The following is a 23,072-nucleotide window of genomic DNA, read 5'->3' on the forward strand; positions in this document are numbered from 1 at the left end:
TTATTTTGATTAATTTATACCCGCTCGTTTAATAGAGCGCTTAGCTCTTTAAAGCTAGGGCGCGATGCAATATCCGTATTTATAGCACGCGCTGCTATATCGGACATTTTACCAAACAGTTCGTTTTGCTTATCTGCAGCGCTAACAGTGCTTAGCAAGTCCTCAATTAAACAACCAAAAGCGCGGACTTCTATTAACTGTATTTGCTGTTGCTGATATTCGCTAAGCATGGCTAAATTTGTTGCGGCACCAAAATCACCAAATAAAACGTCATATTGTTCATTTATCATGGTGTTGTGTGCGTAAATATCGCCATGACTTACGTTGTTAGCATGTAAGTGGGCAAGGGTGCTTATCATTTGCTGGGCAACTTTATAAATTGCATCAGGCGAATAGTGACAGTGTGTATTAAAGGTATCGCGCGTACAGGTTTCTAAACTTGGCGGCAAACCTAAGTTAGTAAAGCGTGTATCTATTAGCTCCATAACTAAACCAAGCTGTGTGCTTTGCTCTATGTAGCTTAATACGTTAATTAAGTTTTTATGATAGCCTGCTTGTAAACAACAGTTTACTTCATCAAGTGGGTAGCCATCGCTTGTAATTGCCCCTTTAAATAATTTCACTGCCACATCGTGCTGTGCTGTTTTAGCTAAATGAATAACGCCCGATGCACCTTGGCCAATTACTTTTTTAAGCTGAAAATTTTCAAGTGGCGTGTTTTGTAAACGACTGTTAGTTAAGCACTGAGCTTTATTAAATGCATTACCCGCAAAGGCAAGCCAAGCAAGTTTGGGGAGTTCTAATAGCCAATTATCAAGTTTTGTTAGTTTATTAGCAGAGAGCCTAACTAGCTCTAAATTAGTACATGAGGCCATACTCGCGGGTAGTTGTTTTAGGTTATTTCCTGCAAGGGCGAGCTTTTTAAGCTGTGTGTAATTACCAAAGTCACTTGGCAATGCGCTTAATTTGTTATCGGTCAGTATTAACCATTCAATATTACTAGGTAAGCTGTTTAGTGCAAACTCTGTTATTTGATTGCCTTTAAATGCAACCATAATTAAAGCAGGGCACTTAGCGAGTACTTTAGGTATATGTTCAAATTGGTTAAACGATAAAAAAACCCGCTTAAGCTTTGTTAAGCACGCAAACTCATCTGGCAGTGTAGTGAGATTATTGTTTGATAAATCGAGTACTTCTAAGGTATCTGCAAGCGTTAAAATTTCTAAAGGAAACTGTGTTAAGCCTTCAACGAGTTGTAAGCGAGTAACACCATTCAACCTACCAGCTTTAAGCTCTGCAAGGGTATTCATAAATTTTCACAAGCCTTTTAAAATAAAAAAGCCAACATTGCTGTTGGCTTAAAATAAATACGTTTAGTAAAGTTTAAAATTGCGCGTTATGGTAAACGTTTTGCACGTCGTCACAATCTTCAAGCATGGCTAAAAAGCGCTCCATTACTTCTACGTCTTCACCTTCAATAGGGGCTTCAACTTGTGGTACAAACGAAATTAAATCTACGTCAAAATCTGTAATACCCATCTCTTCAAGCGCTGTACGCGTGTTGTTGTATTCTGTATGTGGTGCAAAAACCGTCACTTTACCGTTTTCTACTTCAACATCTGTTACATCAACATCGGCCATCATAAGGGCTTCTAGTACAGCTTCATCGTCATCGCCATCAAAAACAAAAATAGCGAGGTGATCAAATAAATGTGATACCGAATTTTGTGCGCCTATTTTAGCGTTTGCTTTGGTAAAACAAATACGTACATCAGCAAACGTACGTTTGTTGTTGTCGGTTAAACAGTCAACAATAATCATACAGTTACCAGGGCCGTAACCCTCATAACGTGTGGCTGCGTAATCTTCACCGCCGCCGCCTTTGGCTTTGTCTATTGCGCGCTCAATAACGTGTGCGGGTACCTGGTCTTTTTTAGCGCGCTCGATTAAACGGCGCAGCGCAAGGTTACCATCTGGATCTACGCCACCATTTTTAGCGCAAATGTATATTTCTTTACCGTACTTAGAATAAACTTTAGTTTTAGCACCCGCAGTTTTAGCCATTGAATCTTTTTTGTTTTGGTAAGCTCTTCCCATCTGCGTTTCGCCTTAATATATGTAAATTATTGAATAAAATTGCAAGGCCGTATTCTAAAGGTAAAGCCGCAGTATCGCCAGTAAATGGCGTTAATTAATCTTCTTGCTGTTGTAATTGCCACATTTGAGCGTATTGACCATTTTGTAATAAAAGCGCTGAATGTGTGCCTTGCTCAACTAGTTCGCCCTTTTTAAATACTAATATGTTATCGGCATCAACTATAGTTGATAGCCGGTGTGCAATCACAATACTGGTGTGGTTTTGAGTTACATCGCGCATTGCCTTTAAAATGGCTTGCTCTGCGTGCGAGTCGAGCGCCGAGGTTGCCTCATCAAAAATTAAAATAGGAGATTGCTTTAAAATTGCACGTGCAATTGCAATACGTTGTTTTTCGCCGCCAGATACTTTTAAACCGCGCTCGCCTACCAACGTTTTATCGCCTTGCGCTAAAGTTGAAATAAAGTCTTTTAAATGGGCCATTTCTATTGCTTTATCTATTTCACTATCGCTTGCTGTGGGTCTGCCATAGGCGATGTTTTCGCGTATGCTGGTGTTAAATAGCACGGTGTCTTGTGGCACTATAGCAATGGCTTTACGCAGGCTATCGAGAGTGACGGAGTCTATAGCTTGGTTATCTATGGTTATACTGCCCGCGCTAATATCGTAAAAGCGATAAAGTAACCGCGCCAACGAGCTTTTACCTGCACCACTTGCACCTACAATGGCAACCTTACTGCCTGCTTTAACTTTAAAGCTAATATTACTAAGAATAGGGCGGCTGGCATCGTAACTAAAACTGACATTATTAAAGGCTATATTGCCTTTGCTAACACAAAGGTGTTGAGCATGGGGTCGCTGCGTTACCTGTGGTTTTTTATTAAGTAAGCCCAGCATGTTTTCTAAATCGGTTAGGGCGCGCCTTATTTCTCGATAAACAAATCCTAAAAAGTTAAGCGGTAAAAATAATTGGATCATGTAGGCGTTTATCATTACAAGTTCGCCAATTGTTAGAGCGCCCGTTACCACTTCTTTGGCACCTAACCACATTAGCGCTGTAATAGCGCTTGCAATTATTAACGCTTGGCCTGAATTAAGCGCAAGCAATGACATTCTATTTTTTAAACGGGCGGTTTCCCAATTTGCTAAAAAAGAGTCGTATGTTTTGGCTTCAAATTCTTCGTTATTAAAATATTTTACAGTTTCGTAGTTAAGCAGGCTGTCTATGGCGCGTGTATTACTAAGGTTATCGGCGGCGTTTGCCTCGCGTATAAAACGGTTTCGCCACTGCGTTACTGTTACAGTAAAGGTAATATAAATAGCAACCGCTAATAAGGTTATTAACGCAAACCAAATAGAAAATAGTGAGCCAAAAATAATAGCAACGGTCAGTATTTCAAAAAGGGTGGGGACAATATTAAACATTAAAAAACGCATTAAAAAGCTCAGCCCACTAGTACCACGCTCTATATCACGGCTTATTCCACCGGTTTGCCTATCGAGATGAAAAGCAAGCTCTAGCGAGTGTAAATGTTTAAATACTTTTAACCCAATATCACGCATCGCGTGCTCTGTCACACGAGAGAACACCGCATCTCTTACTTCGCCTAAAAACACGCTGGCAAACCTAAGCCCACCATACATAAGCAATAGTAATGCAGGGATAACTAAAACTGGATTAATTGATTTATCAACCGAGTCGATAATTTCTTTTAATGCCCAAGGCATTAAAAGAGTTGCGCCCTTAGCTCCTATAAGCGCTAAAAGGGCTAAAAGTACGCGCCCTTTAAATTTAGTAATGTATGGCCACAGCGTTTTAATGCTTTGTTTTAAGGTCATTGCATCGGCGCGTTTTATAATACTGTGTTTAGAGCGCATTACGGATCTCAGTCAAATAAATACTTAATTAATATGCATTGTATTTTAAATACTTGCCCATATATACTACGCATCCCTTATTTTAGTTTGACGCAACCATGTTTAACGTTCGTGTGTTTATAACTGCTTTTTTACTGTTTTGTGCGCTTTTTAGTGTTCAAAGTAGTGCGCAGTGCGCGACACATAAATTAAACACTGTAACCACCTCATTGAGTGTGTTTGATGATAGCGTTGAGTTAGCTAAAACGCTGCCTATATCAACATCGGTAAAGGCAAATGAGCACAAAAAAACACATCAAACAGGGTTTGACGCTCATCAACCTAGGTTAACGGCTAGTAATTCTTCGTTATTTTTACATGTCGCGCAAAGTGAGCCTGAATACGACGTTGTATTTGAATTTTTTGCACACACCCTTTTTAGAGAAATATACCTAAGCCCCAACGCGTTTATTGCCCAACGGCCATGGTATACACTTGTAACGCATAGCAAAAAGTCGCGACTCAGTGGCTGGAAAGACGCTAATTTACTTTATACCGCTGCAAGCACCTATCACGCTTAATTTTCTTATTTAATTTTTATTAGGTTTTAACGTTTTACGTTTAGGCCTTGAGATTAATTGTGCTTTTAAAAAGTACGTTACCGGTTCTGGTAATAAGGAAACACCATGTTAAGTGTAAAAAAAGATCACAAGCCGTTTATGGCTAAATTTAAATTAAGCTATATAGCCATGCTTATTGTGCTGGTTTTATTAGCCATTAGCGCATTACCCAACTTATACCCAAATAAATCGTGGTTACATGTAAACAATGCACCTCATAGCGAAACACAAGTTGTGCCAAGTACTAATGCATTAGTTACTTTTTTAAATAACCAAGGCTTAAAAGTTGAGCAAGGGCTAAATAATCAAACATCTATAAATATTTTGTTAAACGAGCCAACTAAAAGCGCACAAGCCCAAGCGGCTATAAAGGCGCAGTATCCAAACACGCAAGTTAAAATTGTAGAACATGCAACGAGCCCACTTTGGCTGCAAGAGTTTGGTTTATCACCAATAAAATTGGGACTAGATTTAAACGGCGGTGTGTTATTTGTACTCGACGTAGATTTAGATAAAGCAATTGATGAGCAATTAGTCAGTGCGTATCAACAAGCAAAATCAATTATTATTAAGCAAAAAGCGTACGGCCTTAAAGTGCTGCAAACAGGGCACGGCTTTGAAATAAATGCACACCCAAATGGAGCGAAAAAGCTTACCCCGGTAATCAATGAGCTACAAAGTCGCTTTGCTAATTTAGCAGTTTCAACAACCAGTAATGGTGATATTAAAAATGCAAAATTCACCTATTCAGAGCAAGGGCGAAGCAACTTTGATAAAGAAGTAATGAGCCAAACGCTTACAACGCTTCGCTCACGTATAGAAGAATTAGGCATTACCGAAGCCGTCACTCAGCGCCAAGGTAAAAACCGTATACGCATAGAGCTGCCAGGCGTGCAAGACCCAACAGAGGCAAAGCGCATCATAGGTGCAACTGCATCACTTGGGTTTTATCAGTTAAAAGAAATCGGTGGGCAAACATTTGATATGCAATCGGGCGGGTCCATCAAACTTGATCCTGTGCCAATTTTTACCGGTGAGCATATTAATAACGCCACCATAGGGCGCGATGACTGGGGTAAGCCACTTGTGCAACTTAGCCTTGATGGACAAGGCGGCGATGCCATGTCAGCGTTTTCAAAAGCAAATATTGGTAAGCCTATGGCCACGGTTTACTCTGAGTACTCTCAAAACGCTAAAGGTGAAACCGTTAAAAAAAGCGAAGTTATAAATGTGGCGAATATTGCGCAGCATTTAAGTTCACGTTTTAGTATTACCAATATGAAAAGCCAACAAGCAGCGGCCGATTTAGCACTATTATTACGCGCAGGCTCGCTAACTGCACCGGTTACTATTGTGCACGAGCAAACAATTGGCCCAAGCCTAGGTCAAGAAAATATAACTAACGGCTTGGCCGCATTGATGCTGGGCATGGGTATTACACTTGCCTTTATGGCGATGTGGTATCGCCGCTTAGGACTTATTGCAAACGTAGCGCTATTATTAAATTTAACTTCGCTTGTGGGGCTAATGTCGTTATTACCAGGGGTTGTGTTAACACTTCCGGGTATTGCCGGGCTGGTACTCACCATTGGTATGGCGGTAGATACCAACGTTATTATATTTGAGCGAATAAAAGAAGAGCGTAGAAAAGGCCGCTCTGCTTATCAAGCTATTCAAGAAGGTTACAAGCAAGCCGCTAACACCATATTTGATGCCAATATAACCACCATGATCACCGCGCTTATTTTATATGGAATAGGTTACGGCCCAGTTAAAGGCTTTGCCATAACATTGGCACTTGGCTTAATAACCTCGGTATTTACTGGCGTGTACGTATCAAAAGTACTAAGCCAAACGGTATATTTAAAAATGGCTAAAAAAGCAGGAGTAAATGCACATGCTTAACATTTTTTTAAAGGGCGAGGCGGGTACACGTCTGCGTTTTTCGGGCATGCTTTTGAGCGCCATACTTGTACTGCTATCGGTATTTACGCTTAGTCAAAAAGGGCTTAATTTTGGGCTCGACTTTACCGGTGGTTACCTAACAGAATTTACCACCAGCCAAGGTGTTGAGCTAAAACAACTTGAGCAATTTATTACTAAAAATCACAATGGCGAGTTTGAACTAACCGCACAAGGTAATAATCATTTTCAACTACGCGAAGCGCCCAGCGGTTCAACAGCAAATAGTAGTGATTGGCAAAGTGCCATTACACAAAATGCAGACATTAACGCCGAGGTTTTATCATCAGCGTATATTGGCTCGCAAGTGGGTGATGAACTGTTTGAACAAGGTTGTTTAGCGCTATTTTCAGCCATGGTTGCAGTAATGCTTTATTTAGCGGTGCGGTTTGAATGGCGTTTAGCCGTAGGCTCTGTAGTTGCGTTAGTGCATGATTTATTACTGGTACTGGGGCTATTTTCGCTATTAAGTATTGAGTTTAATTTAACCGTACTTGCCAGTTTGCTGGCCATTATAGGTTACTCACTTAACGACTCTATAATAGTGGGTGATAGAGTACGCGAGCTTTTACGTGTTAAATCTAATAATGCGCTTAGCCCCGCAAGTATTATTAACAACGCCATAAAAAGTACCTTAACGCGCACGCTTATTACATCGGGTACCACACTTGCTACAGTTGCAAGTGTTTGGCTCCTCGCGGGTGCGCCATTACAAGGCTTTGCCATCGCGCTATTTACCGGCATTGTAGTAGGTACGTTCTCATCTATTTGTATTGCCGCCACGTTACCCGAGCTATTAGGGTTAAGTGCTAAAAATTACGAAGAAAAACAAGATGCAGAAACGCAAGCGTTGCTCGATATGCCCTAGCAATAAATACTTTTAAAATCAGCATTAAAATACAGGCGCTTAAAATAATGGTTTTAAGCGCCTTATAACGTTAAAATTAACTACATAGTTTACCGTATTGGTTATTAGCGCCTTTCATGAATAAATCCCACGTAATAGAACACCTTAAATTTGCACTCGAAGCACAATTAAACAGTGCAAAACAAGCAGCAAAAGCCGCGCACGACGCCGCCACTCACGAAGAAAGCGTTGCAGAAACGCAGTACGATACCCTAGGACTCGAGGCCGCTTATTTAGCACAAGGCCAAGCCGAGCGTGTAAACGATTGCTACAAAAGCATTAAACAATTTGAAGCCATTTTTAAAGAGCCCACTCACAATAAAGTGATTATAAGCTCACTCGTTTGCCTAGAAGATGAAAATTCCGTACAAAAATGGTTTTATTTAGGCCCAGCCGCAGGCGGGTTAACCGTTGAATTAAAAGGACTAACTATTCAAGTTGTTACTCCTGAAGCCCCACTGGGTAAACAGCTTTTAGGCAAACAACTTGATGATGAAGTAAGTTTAACTATTGTAGGCAAAAACCATGAATATGATGTGGTAGAAATTTTATAAAACATTGGTTTTTATGTAGGTCGGATAAGCGAAGCGCCATCCGACAAAACCATATCAATACAATAAACGCTTATACTTATAAATTAATTGTCGGATGGCATGGCTTCGCCATTTATCCGACCTACGTCAATGTTGTATATATCCTAAATTTGCGCTTTATTTGTCTAATGCGTAACAAATAATACAATGGATATGCAATGCAATATCGTCGTAATTATGTAAAAGGTGGGACGTACTTTTTTACAGTTAATTTGCTCGATAGGAATAAATCGTTGTTGGTTGAGCATATCGATTTATTAAGAGAGTCTATCCGTTTTGTTAAATCTCAAAGGCCATTTTATATAGATGCATGGGTTGTGCTGCCCGATCACCTTCATGCAGTTTTAACTTTACCAGATGATGATGTGGATTATTCGAGTCGCTGGCGAGAAATTAAAAAGCGATTTTCAAAATCACTCCCAAAGACAGAGTTTTTAACTCAAACACGGAAACGTAAAAATGAACGTGGAATTTGGCAGCGCCGCTTTTGGGAACATACTATTAGGGATGATAATGATTATTGGCATCATGTTAACTATGTTCATTTTAATCCGTTAAAACATGGCCTAGTTAGTCAAGTAGCTGATTGGCCTTATTCAAGTTTTCATAGAGCCGTGAAACAAGGCATTTATGCAAATAATTGGTGCGGATAAAAAATATAAATATTTCGTAGGTCGGATAAGCGAAGCGCCATCCGACAAAGCTATAGCTTCATAATACACTTTAATTTTGTACAAAAGTTTTTGTTAAATGAAATAATTTCGGCCTTTATTACGCGTCGGATGGCATGGCTTCGCCCTTTATCCGACCTACGAGTTAGCTTTTTTCACAAACTTTGCTGTTACCATCATTTCGCCAATGCCATCTACTTTGCAATCTAGCTCGTGATCTTTTTTATCAAGCACGCGTCTAACGACTGCTTTTGTGCCAATTTTAATGACTTGTGAGCTGCCTTTAATTTTTAAATCTTTGGCTACGGTTACTTTATCGCCATCACTCAGCATAGTGCCATTGGCATCTTTAACTAAAATTGCGTCTTCATCGTTTGTACTGTTTGGGTTCCATTCATAGGCGCATTCAGGGCAAATAAGCAGTTGCTGGTCTTCGTAAACATATTCAGATTGGCACTGTGGGCAGGCAGGATGTGACATTTATAACGCTCATAAAATATTAATTTTGCGTATTTTAATCTGCATTAATAGGAAAATATAGTTAATCAATATTTTTTATCTTCACGCTAAAAATATCTCGTTTGTGTGGTTTTTAAAAAGGGCATATAAAGCAGATGTCGCTTAAGCAATTTAAGCGCTAACACTTACAGTAGGTATTTGTTAAAGCACCCATCGTATTAAGTGATACGCGCAATGCCCACTTAGTACGATGGGTGTTTCTATTTATAGTGCTGAGTATTTTATTATGCATGCTTTTTATATTTCTGACTTAACTAGGAAAAGTCGTGTTTAAAACCTTAATAGTGGTTGATAACAACGAGCAAACACTTGCTCAATCGTTCGAAAATGTAATTACGTTTAATAGTTACTTACGTGATTACCCAAAACATAATGAACCTAAAACTCGCATTATTAATTTATGCGACTCAAGCCAATACTTGAGTAAGGGTTATTATTGCTCTTTGCTTGCTGAGGCGCGCAAACACCAGGTGTTACCCAGTGTTAAAACAATAAATGCGCTTCGTAGCGGCCAAGCTCCTATGTTAAATGTTGGGCAAATTGATGGCGAAATTTACTTTGGTAATGCTCTAAACGAATTACAAAGTAAAGCGGCTAAATCGGTATTTAAGCAATACCCAGCGCCTATTTTATATGTAGATGAGCAAGGCTTATTGCAACAGGGCTCGCTAAGTTCTTTAAACGATGAGCAATACAGCAATTTTGTAGAAAAACTAAATACGTTTACCCAAACACAGTGGCGCATTGGAAATGTGCAGCGCCGTTTTAGATGGGATATGGCAATACTTGTTGATCATAACGAAAAAGTACCACCGAGTGATAAAGACGCCATTGCCCGTTTTATAAAAGCAGCTGCTAAACATGGTATTAATGCTCAAGCATTAAGCTTTGAAGAAATAGACAACATTGCCCAGTTTGATGCGTTATTTATTCGCCAAACTACAGCAATTGACCACCAAACGTACCGCCTTGCAAGCAAAGCGCAAAGCCTAGGTTTAGTGGTAATTGACGATGCTGAATCTATTTTACGTTGTTGTAATAAAGTGTATTTACACGATGCGTTTAATTATCAAAAAGTGCCCAGTTTAAAAACGGTGGTAGTGGCTGATCAATCAGCGCAAACGCTTGAGCAATTAGAAGAGTCGTTTACCTATCCGCTGGTTTTAAAAATGCCTGAAGGGTCGTTCTCAAAAGGGGTGTTTAAAGTTGCAAACCGCAGTGAGCTTGAAGCTAAACTAACCGAGCTGTTTGAATATAGCGCATTGGTACTTGCACAAGAATACATGTACACAGAATACGATTGGCGAGTAGGGGTATTAAATGGCCGCGCTATTTATGCGTGCCGCTACTTGATGGCGCGTAATCATTGGCAAATTTATAATCACGATGCTAAACGGTTTTTCTCTGGTGGCTTTGAAACGCTACCTACCTTTGAGTTACCAAAAGCCGTGTTAGATGCCGCTTTAAAAGCATGTAAAACAGTGGGCAAAGGCTTATATGGCGTAGATGTTAAAGAGCATCAGGGCCGAGCTTATGTGCTTGAAGTAAATGACAATCCAAGTATTGATCATAAAGTAGAAGATGGCTATTTAGGTGATGAGCTATACATGATCATTATGGATGAATTTAAACAACGCCTAGAAGCGCGAGGCCGTGGCTAATACATGAGTAACCTTGTTATTCGAAAAGCACTTAGCAGTGATTTAACCGCACTGATTGACGTTGAAAATACTTGCTTTAATAACGATAAATTGAGCCCGCGTAGCTTAAAGCGCTGGTTAAATGCTAAGCACGGTATTTTGCTCGTTGCCGATAATGGCGAGCAAGTATGCGGCTATGGGCTGGTGTGGTGCCATAAAGGCACGGGTTTGGCGCGTTTATATTCGCTTGCTGTAAAACCCACAATGCAAGGTAAAGGCATTGCCAAAATGCTATTAGCTGCGCTTGAAAAACAAACCAGCGAGCGTGGGCGACTTTACTTACGTTTAGAAGTGGCGGTAAATAACGAAAGTGCGATTGGGCTATACAAAAGCTTGGGTTACAGAGTATTTGGCCAATATAGCGATTATTATGACGATCACAGTGATGCACTGCGAATGCAAAAAAATATTCGCCAAACGCGTGAGCTAAAAGTAGCGCGGTTAACGCCGTGGTACCAACAAACTACCGAGTTTACCTGTGGGCCTGCTGCGTTATTAATGGCAATGGGGGCACTTAAGCCAACAACCGAGCTTAGCCAATCGCATGAGCTGGCACTTTGGCGTGAAGGCACCACCATTTTTATGACATCGGGTCATGGTGGTTGCCATCCGTTTGGTTTAGCGTTAGCGGCTAATAAACGCGGCTTTAAAAGCGAGGTAATGGTAAATACCACAGAGCCTTTGTTTTTAGATGGCGTACGCAATGAAAACAAAAAAGTGGTGCTTTCAACAGTACACCAACAATTTGTAGAGGGTATAGCGCAGGCAAATATACCGCTTAGCTATAAAGATGTTGAGCTTGAGCATATTGAACAATGGTTAAGCCAAGGCTTTAGTGTGCTGCTACTAATTAGCACATACAGTTTTGATGGTAAAAAATCACCTCATTGGGTGTGCGTTACCCACCTTGATGAGCACTGCGTGTATGTTCATGACCCGTTTTGCGAGCCAGGAAGCGACAAACAACTCGCTATAGATTGCCAGTACGTACCTATAGCGCGCAGTGATTTTAGTAAAATGTCAGCATTTGGTAGCCAACGTTTAAGAACCGCGGTGGCCATTGCTAATAATTAATAGGTTTTCGTTAAGAGTGACTTTTTTAGATTTAATTGATGTAGCGCCTTATTCGTGGGCAGCCATTGGCACCGCCGCTTTTTGCGGTGCAATAATTGGCTTAGAACGGCAATTGCGCGGTAAACCTGTGGGTATTCGTACCTCAGCGCTCATAACGCTGGGCACGTATTTGTTTTTATCAACCGCGTTTAACTTACAAGGCGATGTGATTGATCATTCGCGTGTAGTGGGGCAGATAATTACAGGTATTGGCTTTTTAGGTGCAGGGGTCATGCTTGCAAAAGACGGCGCTGTAGTAGGGGTAACCTCTGCTGCAACCATTTGGGTGCTTGCCTCAATTGGCGTAATGATAGCCACCGACAATTTAGGTGCTGCCATTAAACTTTCGGTGCTGGTGGTTGGTATTTTATACGGTGTAGATGTACTGGAGGCAAAATTTAAAAGCCTAAGCAAAGGCGTACACACTAAAGTAAAAAATTATCAAAAGCGTTACTACCGAAAAGACTTTAACGACACAGAAAGCCACTGATTTAACGCCACTAATTTAGTGGCGTTATTATCTGTATTAGCCAAATAGTTTCCTTCGCACTACTTTTCTGTACTCGCTTGGCGTTTGGCTAAGCACTTTTTTAAATACGCGGGTTAAATGACCTTGGTCGTTATAGCCGACCTCAAGTGCCACCTCTTGAATCGTTAAATTAGATGAAGCTAATAGCTCTTTAGCGCCTTCTACCCGTAATTGTTGCCAATATTCTATAGGGCTTTGATTAGTCGCAAGCTTAAAGCGGCGGGTAAATGTGCGATAACTCAAACTAAATTGGGCGGCTACTTCTTGTAAGTTTAACTCGCTGGCTAAATTAGTTTTAAGCCAAAACTGAATTTGCGCTATAAGTTCATCTGGATGGCGGTCAACCGCGCCTTCAAGATAGCGCTGATCTTCGTATGGTTTACGTACTTCGTGCGAAAAGTTACGCTCTACATGTTGAGCTGCTGCTTTGCCATAGTATTGGCTAATGATATGAACGATTACATCGGCAAGGGCATTTAAACTTGCCACCGTATACATGCGCTCTGACTGGGTGATAAAAAAGTCGGGCTTTAAGCGCACTAATGGGTAGTCGTGGCTAAATTGTTTTGCATAATGCCAGTGGGTTGTTGCAGGGTGCCCATCAAGTAAGCCCGCTTCTGCAACTAGGCAATTACCCGTGCCTACACCAATTATATGACTGCCGGTTTCAAAGCTTTCTTGTAGCCATTCAACCACTTCTTTATTAGTACGTACGACCGGACGAGGGTTTCGCCATATACCGGGCACAATAATTAAGTCGTTGTAGGGCGCGTTATGTGTGGTGCAGTCGGGAACTATGGCAAGCCCAGTACGGTTTTGTATTGGCTCATTATTTTTAGCAATTAAATTTATACTAAGCGGTCTAAAATCCGTGTGGCTTAAATGGCCTTTTGCATAAGCCTCACCGGCTCTTAGCATTTCAATAGGCAGTGTTAAACTGGTAATAAGTAAATGCGGGTACACTGCTATGGCAATATTTAACGCTGGATTTACTGATTTTTTATGCATGTGAATGCTCCGACCAGTACTTTTTGGCCTTTAATGCTGAATATTTGGCTATTAAAGCACAAAGCGCTGTGGTTAATCCAATTAAACTGTTGGCTTCTCCTATAACACGTTTTAAAGGTTAATTATGACAGCATTACCCGTAATAGTAGGCATGGGTGGTATTAACGCCGCTGGCCGTACTTCTTTTCATCAAGGTTACCGCCGTATCGTGTTAGACGCATTAAACGCACAAGCTCGTAGTGAAACATTTTTAGGCCTCGCCACATTAATGAACTTAGTACGCGTTGTTGATGGTCAATTACAAGACACAAACGGTAATAATGTTGAGCAAAGCGACATAGAAGCACGCTTTGGTGAGCAAATTATTGCTGGCACACTTATTCGTAAAATTGAAAAAGAGCACTTTGATGCAGATGCCACGCCTTGGCAGCAAAAGATGACGTTAAAGTCCTCTGATGAAAACGCAATTGTGTTTGAAACGCGCGCACGCGATTTACCAATCCCAGTGCCTGCCAGTTGGAAAGTACAAGAGCTTGAAGGCAAAAAAGTAAAAGTGACTATAGCGGCAGAGCTAGATGTAAAATTAGATTCTACCCGTGATAACCCAATTAAATCGGCAGGCCAGTTTCCTACCGGGTTTGATCCATCAATAATGTATAACAGCCGTTACCAGCCACGTGGTTTGCAAGCCACTATATTTGCAGCAAACGATGCTATTAAGTCAACTGGCCTTGATTGGCAGCGCATAATGAATAGTGTAGAGCCAGATAAAATTGGCACTTATTCCGCTTCGGTTATTGGCCAAATGGACGACAAAGGATTAGGCGGTTTAGTTAAAGCACGCCAGCAGGGCGATCGTGTTAGTACAAAACAATTAGCACTTGGCTTAAACACGATGTCGACTGATTTTATAAACGCCTACGTTACAGGTAATGTAGGTACTACGTTTTCTACCTCGGGTGCATGTGCCACATTTTTATATAACTTACGCGCTGCAGTAAACGATATTCAAGCAGGGCGCACCCGTGTTGCGGTAGTAGCAAGTGTTGAATGCGCTATCACGCCTGAAGTAGTAGAAGGCTTTGGTAATATGAGCGCCCTTGCTAATGTTGAAGGCCTGCGCCGTTTAGATAATTTAAGCAGTGAAAAAGAGCCCGATTACCGTAAAAGCAGCCGTCCATTTGGCGAAAACTGTGGCTTTACATTAGGTGAAGGCGCACAAGTGACTATCTTAATGGATGATGCATTAGCACTAGAGCTTGGTGCAGATATTATGGGCTCAGTACCTGATGTATTTGTAAATGCCGATGGTATTAAAAAATCAATCACCTCACCGGGCCCTGGTAACTACATTACCATGGCCAAATCTGCAGCGCTTGCAACAAGCTTATTAGGTAAAGAAGCGCTACAAAAACGCAGCTTTATTTTAGCGCATGGTTCTAGCACGCCGCAAAATAGAGTAACAGAGTCACTTATTTATCATAAAGTGGCACAAACGTATGCCATTGATAGCTGGAAAGTGACGGCGCCAAAAGCTTATGTAGGGCATACAATTGCCCCCGCCAGTGGCGATCAGCTCGCTATTGCGCTGGGTGTATTTAGTCATAATATTATGCCGGGTATTACTACCATAGATAAAGTTGCCGACGATGTTTATGCTGATCACTTAGATATACGTAACAGTCATTACGACTGTGGCGACATGGACATAGCCTTTATAAACTCAAAAGGTTTTGGCGGTAATAACGCCACTGCAACTGTACTTAGCGCTAAAGTAACACTACAAATGCTTGCTAAGCGTCATGGTGAAAAAGCGATGAGTGATTACGCTGATAAAAACACATTCGTTGTTGCTGCGCAAAATACCTATAAAGCGCAAGCTGACCTTGGAAAGTACGAATTAGTATATCGTTTTGGTGATGGCGCCATTGACGATAACGACATTGTAATTGGCGAGGACGGCATAGAGCTTCCTGGTTTTGATAAAGCAATTTCGTTTAATACAACCAACTCCTATCAAGATATGTTTTAAGCACACATACTTGAATCCAAAGGCGCTGTTTAAAGCGCCTTTTTTTATGCCTGTGTCTTTTATAAAACCCATAATAATACCAATCCGTAATACTGAATCATTTTGTGCGGCTAAACATGTCGCTATCTGCGTTAAAATTCTCAATTAGAATAATTAAATAGCCAACTTTTTCCCTAGCTACAAACACGTTTTCCAGCCTCAAAATAGATCACTTAATAAAGCGGATTGGTATAAAGTTGATTAAAAAATGACGTGTTTTTTATGGATTAACTTGCATTTATGGAGTACCTTTGTTTTTATAATAGAAACATAATCTAGGATGGATATATCGATGAAAAAACTTTTATTAGCACTTTCTCTCGCTTCAACCTTTACTCACCTATCAGTATCAGCAGATGATTTTGTAGCTGCTGAAATTATTAATAAAAATTACGACCAGCTCACTAATACCTCGCCGCGTGCTTCAAGGTTAGAAGGGATTAATTTAAGTAGCTACGTGGTTGATGAAAACGGCCAAGTGAGTGATATCGAAATTGTGGCTTCGCTTGGTCAAAAAAAATATCAACGAGAAGTTCTCGATTATGTTTCTAAGCTTAATTATAAAAGTGCACAGATAAATGGCAGTGCCGTGCCTACGGCGAAAACTATTACGGTAAGCTCGCAAAATGTACATGCTAGTTTTTCTAACGATCAGGCATCCCCGGCGTTTTTTGACGATTATGAGAAAGCCAGCCAGCTTATTGATGATAAAAAGTACGATGAAGCTAAAACGTATATTACTGAGCTTGAAAACGAACACACTAAAAACACAGTCGAAATAGTTTTACTGGCTTGGCTTAAAAGCCAACATAGCTACTTTGTGCAAGATTGGAAAAGCTTTGATAAGTCTATTTATGAAGCCTTTTTGTTTAGAGATAACTTACCGGATCAAATAAAAAAACGCGTTATTAAAAATGCCTTACAATGGTTTATTTCAAAACAAGACTACGTACGTGCTTACGATGCAATTGATGCATTAGGCGATATTGAATCAATAACGTTTAGCGAGGAAAATAGAGCGCAATTACTTGCACAAGTGAATGACATTTATAAAAATTCTGGCGCTATAAATCAGCAAATAACGCTTGAGTCTGAAAAAGCGGTTTTACCTTTACTTTCTAAAGGTACGGTTGAACTAAGCGCGAGTAAACCGTTATCTAAAGTACAACTTCGCTGTGAAAACAAAGTCGTTAATTATAATACCAACGAGATTGATAAAATATTAATTTCAAAAAATGATATTCGTTGTGGGCTATTAATTAAAAGTGCACAGGCGCAAACGGTTACTTTAAAACAAACTGGTGAAAGCTTTTTATAAAGTATTTTATTGGTAATAAACATTTAAATAAAAACCCCACAATATTATGTGGGGTTTTTGTTATATATATTTAGCAATTAGAGTGTGCTTATTATTGCGCTTCCAGCCTAAATAGCGTTTTGCAAGTAAAGTGGTTAAGCCTATAACCACAGCTATAAATAACAAAGTTGCGCCATAACTCATACCGTACCCCGGTGGAAGGCCTACTAATGTGTCACCGTATGTCATATCACTAAAACTAAGTCCTAAAACAGGGATAAGCAACCAAGCGACAGCGTGCAATAAATACAAATGTGCAAGGTATGAGAACATACTGGTTTTACCAAGCACTTGTAAAAAGTTGCGAGAAAAGTCGGCTTTAACGTGGCTTAAAAGTTTAAGCGCAATTAGCCCAAGGCCCACGGTTAGCAACATAAATTGTAATGACAGTGGGTATTTAGTCGGATTTAAAAACGACATAACAGTATTAATAGTATTGGTATGAATAGTAAACACTGAAGTGTCGCCGTATAAATTAAAACCGCGCAGCACAGTGTATAAAGCAAGGCAGCTTGCACCTAATATAGCTGCATAATTCATCACCTGAGCTTTGTACTGGTGTTTTTTATAATATACCCCCGCGCAGTAGGCTAAAGCCATTAAACCTACAATGGGCGCAACTGGGTAAGTTGTTCTCATTTTTAAGCCCAAAGGTAGTTCAAGTACATTTTTTTGATGTGCAATAGACCAAAGTGTATGTGCAAGCGTATTTGGCTCAAAGCTTACGCCATCAAATAGGTTATGGCCAAACACCAACAATAAAGCACTTATTAGTACGCCGTAAATGCCTAATAAACGTAATAAGCCTAATATGACAAATCCCCAGCCTATCGCCCAAATGACCTGTGCGTATAACATTGGAAAAGCGGGGTTAAAGCTCCATGACCACGAAACAATGGTAAATTCAAAAATGATTAGCACCAACCCACGGACAATTAAATTGTAAGAAAATGCCTTAGTTGAAGCGTATTTATGCTCGGTAACAGCTGCTGAAAGGCCTGCTAAAAAAACAAATAAAGGGGCGCAAAAGTGCGAAATAAAGCGGGTGAAAAAAGTAACAGGGCTGGTACCCGGAACCGTCATAGGATCGGTTACTGAGTAATTAAGACAATAATACATACCATGGTCAATCACCATAAATATAATGATAATGCCACGCAATAAATCAATATGATGCAACCGAGGGGCTGTAGAGTGAGACGACATCATTAAGCTCAAATACGTTGTATAAATTTGGCGATATTATATGTTATAAAGTATCGTCATGCGAGCTTGAGCGCTTTTAAGCGCCTTGATTTATTACATTAATTTAGGTTGCAGTAGTTACTCACAATTTATCTTCTTTTTAGTAATTTCATAATGGTACACCTTAGCATTACTTAAACTTTTTAATGTACCTCAGTGTTATAAAATTAATGATAGCTAATAAAATAGCAATTTCGTAACGGCTGTAGGCAACCGCTATACCAATTAAACCCATATTCCATATGCTTGCTGCTGTTGCGGTACCCGATGTAGATTTATTATTTTTTAAAATTGCACCACCGCCAATAAAGCCTATGCCGGTAATAATCCCTTGTAGCATTTTAGATTGCGCTTCTGCACCTTCTAGCACTGACATAGCAATTACCGCATAGCCGCATGAGGCAACTGCCACAAGTGGAAAAGTCCTTAACCCTGCGCCATGGTGGCTTCGCTCCCTGTCGTAAGCCATAGGCAGTGCGAGTATGTAGGCAATGCCAAGGTGTACTAAATTATCGATGATTTCGTTCCACTGTAAATCAATTTCCATAATGGTCTCTATTGGTTAAGGGTGTAAACTAATAGCAACCTATAGGCCAGCTTATTTTATTATATAAATTCAATGTGTTAAATCTAAATGTGAGATGCATTCATTAATTAATTGGTAACATTTACATAGTTAATTTACGCTTTTACAGATAAACGCTGCCTATTCGTTTAATTAATTATGCAAAGTGCGTATTATTTTATTATTAAACATAAATAAACAGTATTTCACTTGCCTTTACATACAACCAAGCTTGAAAAAACAGCGTTATTACTTTGCCTTACTCTTTGTGCTATTGCATTTTTGGCGCCTCAATTACTCACCAATCATTTGCAACCGCTTATAAATAACGCTTTAAGTTTTTTAGGGGCGCCGTTTTTTTTATTAGTAAATTTTTTATTACTTGCAGTTATCGTTATTGCCATAAGCCCGCTTGGTAGGCGAAAAGTAGGCGGTGACAATGCCCATATTGAATTTGGCTTATTTGGTTGGCTTTCTATGCTTTTTGCCGCAGGGATGGGGTCGGGTTTAATTTTTTGGGGAGTTGCAGAGCCTGCGTTGAATGTAGTCAACTCTCCTTTAAAACATACACTTTACCCTAACAAAGTAAGTAGTGCTTTAGCGCTGACGTTGGTTAACTGGGGGGCGCATGCGTGGGCTCTTTATGCAGTATTTGGGCTTGTGTTAGGTGGCTTAACAAAAAACAGTCATTGCAGTGGTGATATTAGCGCACCGGTAATCAGTGCATTAAAAGGCGCTATCAATATAAAATACCAATACAGGCTTACCTTTATTGTTAAATTAGTGGCCGTGCTTGCCATTTTTTTTGGTGTGGTTGGGACAATTGCAAACTCTACGTTATTGCTACGCAAGGGAATTGAAATAAACCTAGGGATAGAGTCCGCGCTTGTATCTGGTTTTATCATAATCAGCTTAATTGTATTGCTGTATACAATATCGGCCAAGCTTGGGCTTAAAAAAGGTATTCAAACGCTGAGTAAGTTTAATGTTTGGCTAGCTTTTTTACTTTTATTGTGGCTGCTTTTGTTAATGCCCATACAGCCTATAATGGCTATTGCCATTGAGGGCACAAGGGATTACCTACGGCTTATTTTTACAGGGACATGGCAATTACAAAGCCAACTTAATAACCCCGAGTGGGCAAATGGCTGGACGTACAATTATTATTTTTGGTGGTTAGCGTGGGGGCCTTTTGTTGGCGTGTTTTTAGCTAAAATTAGCCAAGGCCGGCCAGTGTGGCAATATATATTGGGCGTAGTTTTGCTGCCTACGCTTGTAACTATTGTGTGGTTTAGTGTGTTTTCGGGCTCGGCTATCGCATGGGATAAAATCTACTATGCCGGTATTTTAGATGCCATTAAAGCCGACTATACCCAAGGGCTATTTATATTTTTTCAGCAGTTAGGCTGGCAAGGCGCCGTACTTATTTGGTCAAGCTTGTTACTGTTACTTATTTTTGTGGTTACCTCAGCCGATTCGGCCATATTAGTAATACGTGATTTAACAAATAGCAAAAAGGCAAAAGCATGGAGTATTTATGGTTGGTCACTCGCGCTTGGGCTTTGTGCCTTTATATTACTGGTACAAAATAATGAGCCCCTAAACAGAACCATTGCTATTATTGGCGCTTTACCGTTTTTAGTTATTTTTATTTTGCAGCTGGTGGGCTTTATAAAAGAGTGTATAAGTGAATTTAAGTATTAGGGCTTAAACCCATTTTATTAATAAAATGATGATGCACTGTATTAAATTGTACGCTTAGGCCGTTCAAAATTAAGTATATAGAACAGGTATACATATTTTTACAATACTATTTTTAAAGATGTTTATAATTTAGGTAATATTTTTGATCAGGATGAGCCATGAGAGCGCTAACTTTATGTTTATGTGTTATTTACCTAAGTGGCTGTACAGTCGCTGGTGTTATAATTGATGGGCAGGCACAGTCAAATGCACGCGCCAATAAATATAGTAATAGCCCTGCTCGTTCAGATCCTTATAAAAATCCACTCGAACCTGTACCGAAAGACAAAAATGGGTTTAGTTTTACCGATATAGGGTTAAAAATAGATTCATTGCTGATCAATTTAGTAAAAGGTGAGGGCAATACGGTACAAGTGTGTAGGCAAGTGAGTAAAGTATTGAAAGAGTGTGTAGAAGTAGATAAATCTGATCTACACACTAATGAGATTACACAGTTAAAAACTGATTATGAAATGATAAGTGTTGGTCAATAAAGCTGCTTATAAAAAAGTAACTATGATCGTAGCCAGCTTGCATTTCAATGCTAAGCGGGTAACCTTTATTTTTAGCAACAGCCGCTAAATTTTGTGGCTTAAGTTGCTCCTCTAAAAACCCATCGGCATCGCCTTGTGTAACAAGCATAGGGAGAAAATCAGCTTGCTGCGCTTTTTTCATCAACTCGCACGAATCGTATTGAGCCCAAAGCTCTTTGTCAGTACCTAAGTAACCCGTAAATGCTTTCACGCCCCATGGGCAGTCAATTGGATTAACAATAGGGCTAAAGGCCGAAGCGCTAACAAACGCTTTAGGGTTTTTAAGTGCCACCATTAAAGCGCCGTGCCCGCCCATAGAGTGACCGCTAATTGCTTTAGTACTGGTTACTGGGAAGTGTTGCTCAATAAGCATAGGTAGTTCATCAACTACATAGTCATACATATTAAAATGTGTATTGAACGGTGCTTGTGTTGCGTTTACGTAGAAGCCTGCGCCTTGGCCAAAGTCGTAGCTGTCATCATCAGAGACATTATCACCACGTGGGCTTGTATCAGGCGCTACAATTGCAATACCCAGCTCAGCCGCTTTTTTAAATGCGCCGGCTTTTTGCATAAAGTTTTCGTCTGTACAGGTTAAACCCGATAGCCAATAAAGTACCGGCACTTTGTTTGTTTCGCTTGCGCCAGGGGGTAAAAATACCGCAAAACGCATTGTGCAATGGGTACTTGTTGCAGTGTGGGTATATTGTTTGTGCCAACCACCTGCTACTTTTGTACTTGAGATATTTTCTAACATAAAAATCCTTAAAAGCCGCAAACAATTAAGTATTACGGCTTTTTAATACATAGGTTACCAATAACGTATTAGTAGTGAATTACTGTACGAATACTTTTACCTTCGTGCATTAAATCAAACGCATCGTTAATTTCTTCAAGGCTCATGGTATGCGTAATAAAGTCGTTAAGAGCAAATTCGCCTGCCATGTAACGCTCAACTATTTCAGGTAATTGTGAACGGCCTTTAACGCCACCAAATGCGCTACCACGCCATACACGCCCTGTTACTAGTTGGAAAGGACGGGTTGAAATTTCTTGGCCAGCACCGGCTACACCAATAATTACCGACTCACCCCAACCTTTATGACAACACTCAAGTGCTGAGCGCATTACATCAACGTTACCAATACACTCAAACGAGTAATCAACACCGCCATCGGTCATATCAACAATCACTTCTTGAATTGGTTTGTCGAAATCTTTAGGGTTTACTAAATCTGTTGCGCCAAGTTTTGTTGCAAGGTCAAATTTGCTGGTATTAATATCAACTCCAATAATGCGACCCGCGCCTGCCATTTTTGCACCAATAATAGCCGATAAACCAATGCCACCTAAGCCAAAAATAGCCACAGTATCGCCTGGTTTTACGTTTGCAGTGTTTGTTACCGCGCCCATACCTGTGGTTACACCACAGCCTAATAAACAAATTTCTTCAAGCGACGCTTCTTTGTTTACTTTTGCGAGTGAAATTTCTGGAAGTACTGTGTACTCAGAAAAAGTAGACGTACCCATGTAGTGATAAATTGGTTGGCCGTCTTTAAAAAAGCGTGTAGTGCCATCTGGCATTAGGCCTTTACCTTGTGTTTCGCGCACTGCTGAACACAGGTTAGTTTTGCCTGAAGTACACATTTTACATACGCCACATTCAGCGGTGTAAAGTGGAATTACGTGATCGCCTACTTCAACACTGGTTACGCCTTCGCCCACTGCATACACAACGCCTGCACCTTCGTGGCCTAAAATTGCTGGGAAAATACCTTCAGGATCTTCACCTGATAAAGTAAATGCATCAGTGTGACAAACACCAGTAGCGGTAATTTTTACCATTACTTCGCCTTTTTTAGGCATCATCACATCAACTTCTTCAACGCTTAGAGGTTGGTTTGGACCCCACGCAATAGCTGCTTTTGATTTTATAAATTCAGACATGTGTTTATCCTTTGTAGTGGTTTTAAATAACAATTGT

Annotated in this window: 21 protein-coding genes; 12 read left to right on the forward strand and 9 right to left on the reverse strand. The window is 40.2% G+C overall.

The annotated features are described in order from the left end of the window. Nucleotides 1–14: 14 nt before the first annotated feature. From PSH54_RS08215 to PSH54_RS08225, 3 genes are all read right to left on the reverse strand, one after another. Nucleotides 15–1,310, reverse strand: a complete 1,296-nt coding sequence (locus tag PSH54_RS08215; protein ID WP_273605914.1) for a leucine-rich repeat-containing protein kinase family protein — start codon at nucleotides 1,308–1,310, stop codon at nucleotides 15–17. A 73-nt stretch (nucleotides 1,311–1,383) separates the two neighbouring features. Further along, nucleotides 1,384–2,097 carry a YebC/PmpR family DNA-binding transcriptional regulator gene (locus tag PSH54_RS08220; RefSeq protein ID WP_004587809.1) on the reverse strand — a complete coding sequence of 238 codons (714 nt, stop codon included), beginning with the start codon at nucleotides 2,095–2,097 and terminating at the stop codon, nucleotides 1,384–1,386. Between the two features lie 94 nt (nucleotides 2,098–2,191). Next, nucleotides 2,192–3,973 (reverse strand): ABCB family ABC transporter ATP-binding protein/permease, encoded by a 1,782-nt coding sequence (locus tag PSH54_RS08225; RefSeq protein WP_273605915.1) that lies wholly within the window; start codon nucleotides 3,971–3,973, stop codon nucleotides 2,192–2,194. Between the two features lie 98 nt (nucleotides 3,974–4,071). Between PSH54_RS08225 and PSH54_RS08230 the strand changes: the two genes are divergently transcribed. The 5 genes from PSH54_RS08230 (at nucleotide 4,072) to PSH54_RS08250 (ending at nucleotide 8,687) form a co-directional block, all read left to right on the forward strand. After that, entirely contained in the window at nucleotides 4,072–4,533 is a 462-nt protein-coding gene (locus tag PSH54_RS08230) for a hypothetical protein (protein WP_273605916.1), read from the forward strand. A 105-nt stretch (nucleotides 4,534–4,638) separates the two neighbouring features. Further along, on the forward strand, nucleotides 4,639–6,477 hold the full coding sequence (gene secD / locus PSH54_RS08235; RefSeq protein ID WP_273605917.1) for a protein translocase subunit SecD: 1,839 nt from the start codon (nucleotides 4,639–4,641) through the stop codon (nucleotides 6,475–6,477). After that, the gene (gene secF, locus PSH54_RS08240) at nucleotides 6,470–7,402 is read left to right on the forward strand and encodes a protein translocase subunit SecF (protein WP_096740390.1); all 933 of its coding nucleotides are present in this window, start codon (nucleotides 6,470–6,472) and stop codon (nucleotides 7,400–7,402) included. Before secD ends, secF begins: the two co-directional genes overlap by 8 nt. Before the next feature lie 116 nt (nucleotides 7,403–7,518). Then, on the forward strand, nucleotides 7,519–7,995 hold the full coding sequence (locus PSH54_RS08245) for a GreA/GreB family elongation factor (protein ID WP_273605918.1): 477 nt from the start codon (nucleotides 7,519–7,521) through the stop codon (nucleotides 7,993–7,995). Nucleotides 7,996–8,192: 197 nt separating this feature from the next. Next, a complete protein-coding gene (locus tag PSH54_RS08250; protein WP_004587815.1) occupies nucleotides 8,193–8,687 on the forward strand; it encodes an REP-associated tyrosine transposase in 495 nt (164 codons plus the stop codon). Between the two features lie 156 nt (nucleotides 8,688–8,843). On the opposite strand, the gene PSH54_RS08255 is transcribed toward PSH54_RS08250, so the two are convergent. Beyond that, nucleotides 8,844–9,185 (reverse strand): zinc ribbon domain-containing protein YjdM, encoded by a 342-nt coding sequence (locus PSH54_RS08255; protein ID WP_064385489.1) that lies wholly within the window; start codon nucleotides 9,183–9,185, stop codon nucleotides 8,844–8,846. Between the two features lie 305 nt (nucleotides 9,186–9,490). Here PSH54_RS08255 and PSH54_RS08260 point away from each other — a divergent pair, with 305 nt between their 5' ends. Genes PSH54_RS08260 through PSH54_RS08270 form a run of 3 tightly spaced genes read left to right on the forward strand, consistent with a single transcriptional unit; the run spans nucleotide 9,491 to nucleotide 12,527 of the window. Next, nucleotides 9,491–10,885 carry a RimK family protein gene (locus PSH54_RS08260; protein WP_273605919.1) on the forward strand — a complete coding sequence of 465 codons (1,395 nt, stop codon included), beginning with the start codon at nucleotides 9,491–9,493 and terminating at the stop codon, nucleotides 10,883–10,885. A gap of 3 nt (nucleotides 10,886–10,888) precedes the next feature. Beyond that, a complete protein-coding gene (locus PSH54_RS08265) occupies nucleotides 10,889–11,998 on the forward strand; it encodes a GNAT family N-acetyltransferase/peptidase C39 family protein (RefSeq protein ID WP_273605920.1) in 1,110 nt (369 codons plus the stop codon). Between the two features lie 16 nt (nucleotides 11,999–12,014). Continuing rightward, nucleotides 12,015–12,527, forward strand: coding sequence for an MgtC/SapB family protein (locus PSH54_RS08270; protein ID WP_055253305.1), 513 nt, complete (start codon nucleotides 12,015–12,017; stop codon nucleotides 12,525–12,527). A gap of 36 nt (nucleotides 12,528–12,563) precedes the next feature. On the opposite strand, the gene PSH54_RS08275 is transcribed toward PSH54_RS08270, so the two are convergent. Next, nucleotides 12,564–13,574, reverse strand: coding sequence for a GlxA family transcriptional regulator (locus PSH54_RS08275; protein WP_054982430.1), 1,011 nt, complete (start codon nucleotides 13,572–13,574; stop codon nucleotides 12,564–12,566). 124 nt (nucleotides 13,575–13,698) lie between these two features. On the opposite strand from PSH54_RS08275, the gene PSH54_RS08280 reads away from it, so the two are divergent. Next, nucleotides 13,699–15,606 (forward strand): beta-ketoacyl synthase, encoded by a 1,908-nt coding sequence (locus PSH54_RS08280; RefSeq protein WP_273605921.1) that lies wholly within the window; start codon nucleotides 13,699–13,701, stop codon nucleotides 15,604–15,606. Nucleotides 15,607–15,937: 331 nt separating this feature from the next. Next, nucleotides 15,938–16,963: an energy transducer TonB gene (locus PSH54_RS08285; RefSeq protein ID WP_121637411.1), complete on the forward strand. Its 1,026-nt coding sequence runs from the start codon at nucleotides 15,938–15,940 to the stop codon at nucleotides 16,961–16,963. Between the two features lie 60 nt (nucleotides 16,964–17,023). Here the strand turns inward: PSH54_RS08285 and PSH54_RS08290 are convergent, their stop codons facing one another. Together PSH54_RS08290 and PSH54_RS08295 are read right to left on the reverse strand one after the other, a co-directional pair. After that, nucleotides 17,024–18,208: a DUF1624 domain-containing protein gene (locus tag PSH54_RS08290; protein WP_273605949.1), complete on the reverse strand. Its 1,185-nt coding sequence runs from the start codon at nucleotides 18,206–18,208 to the stop codon at nucleotides 17,024–17,026. 169 nt (nucleotides 18,209–18,377) lie between these two features. Continuing rightward, nucleotides 18,378–18,794: an MgtC/SapB family protein gene (locus tag PSH54_RS08295; RefSeq protein WP_004587826.1), complete on the reverse strand. Its 417-nt coding sequence runs from the start codon at nucleotides 18,792–18,794 to the stop codon at nucleotides 18,378–18,380. Between the two features lie 228 nt (nucleotides 18,795–19,022). Here PSH54_RS08295 and PSH54_RS08300 point away from each other — a divergent pair, with 228 nt between their 5' ends. Further along, on the forward strand, nucleotides 19,023–20,516 hold the full coding sequence (locus tag PSH54_RS08300) for a BCCT family transporter (RefSeq protein WP_273605922.1): 1,494 nt from the start codon (nucleotides 19,023–19,025) through the stop codon (nucleotides 20,514–20,516). A 158-nt stretch (nucleotides 20,517–20,674) separates the two neighbouring features. Next, a complete protein-coding gene (locus PSH54_RS08305; protein WP_004587828.1) occupies nucleotides 20,675–21,049 on the forward strand; it encodes a hypothetical protein in 375 nt (124 codons plus the stop codon). Here the strand turns inward: PSH54_RS08305 and fghA are convergent. Together fghA and PSH54_RS08315 are read right to left on the reverse strand one after the other, a co-directional pair. Continuing rightward, entirely contained in the window at nucleotides 21,003–21,845 is an 843-nt protein-coding gene (fghA, locus tag PSH54_RS08310; RefSeq protein WP_273605923.1) for an S-formylglutathione hydrolase, read from the reverse strand. The genes PSH54_RS08305 and fghA overlap by 47 nt on opposite strands. A gap of 68 nt (nucleotides 21,846–21,913) precedes the next feature. Beyond that, on the reverse strand, nucleotides 21,914–23,035 hold the full coding sequence (locus PSH54_RS08315) for an S-(hydroxymethyl)glutathione dehydrogenase/class III alcohol dehydrogenase (RefSeq protein ID WP_004587830.1): 1,122 nt from the start codon (nucleotides 23,033–23,035) through the stop codon (nucleotides 21,914–21,916). Nucleotides 23,036–23,072 lie beyond the last annotated feature (37 nt).

It is taken from the genome of Pseudoalteromonas sp. Angola-30, from assembly GCF_028599215.1.
Lineage (GTDB): Bacteria > Pseudomonadota > Gammaproteobacteria > Enterobacterales > Alteromonadaceae > Pseudoalteromonas > Pseudoalteromonas atlantica.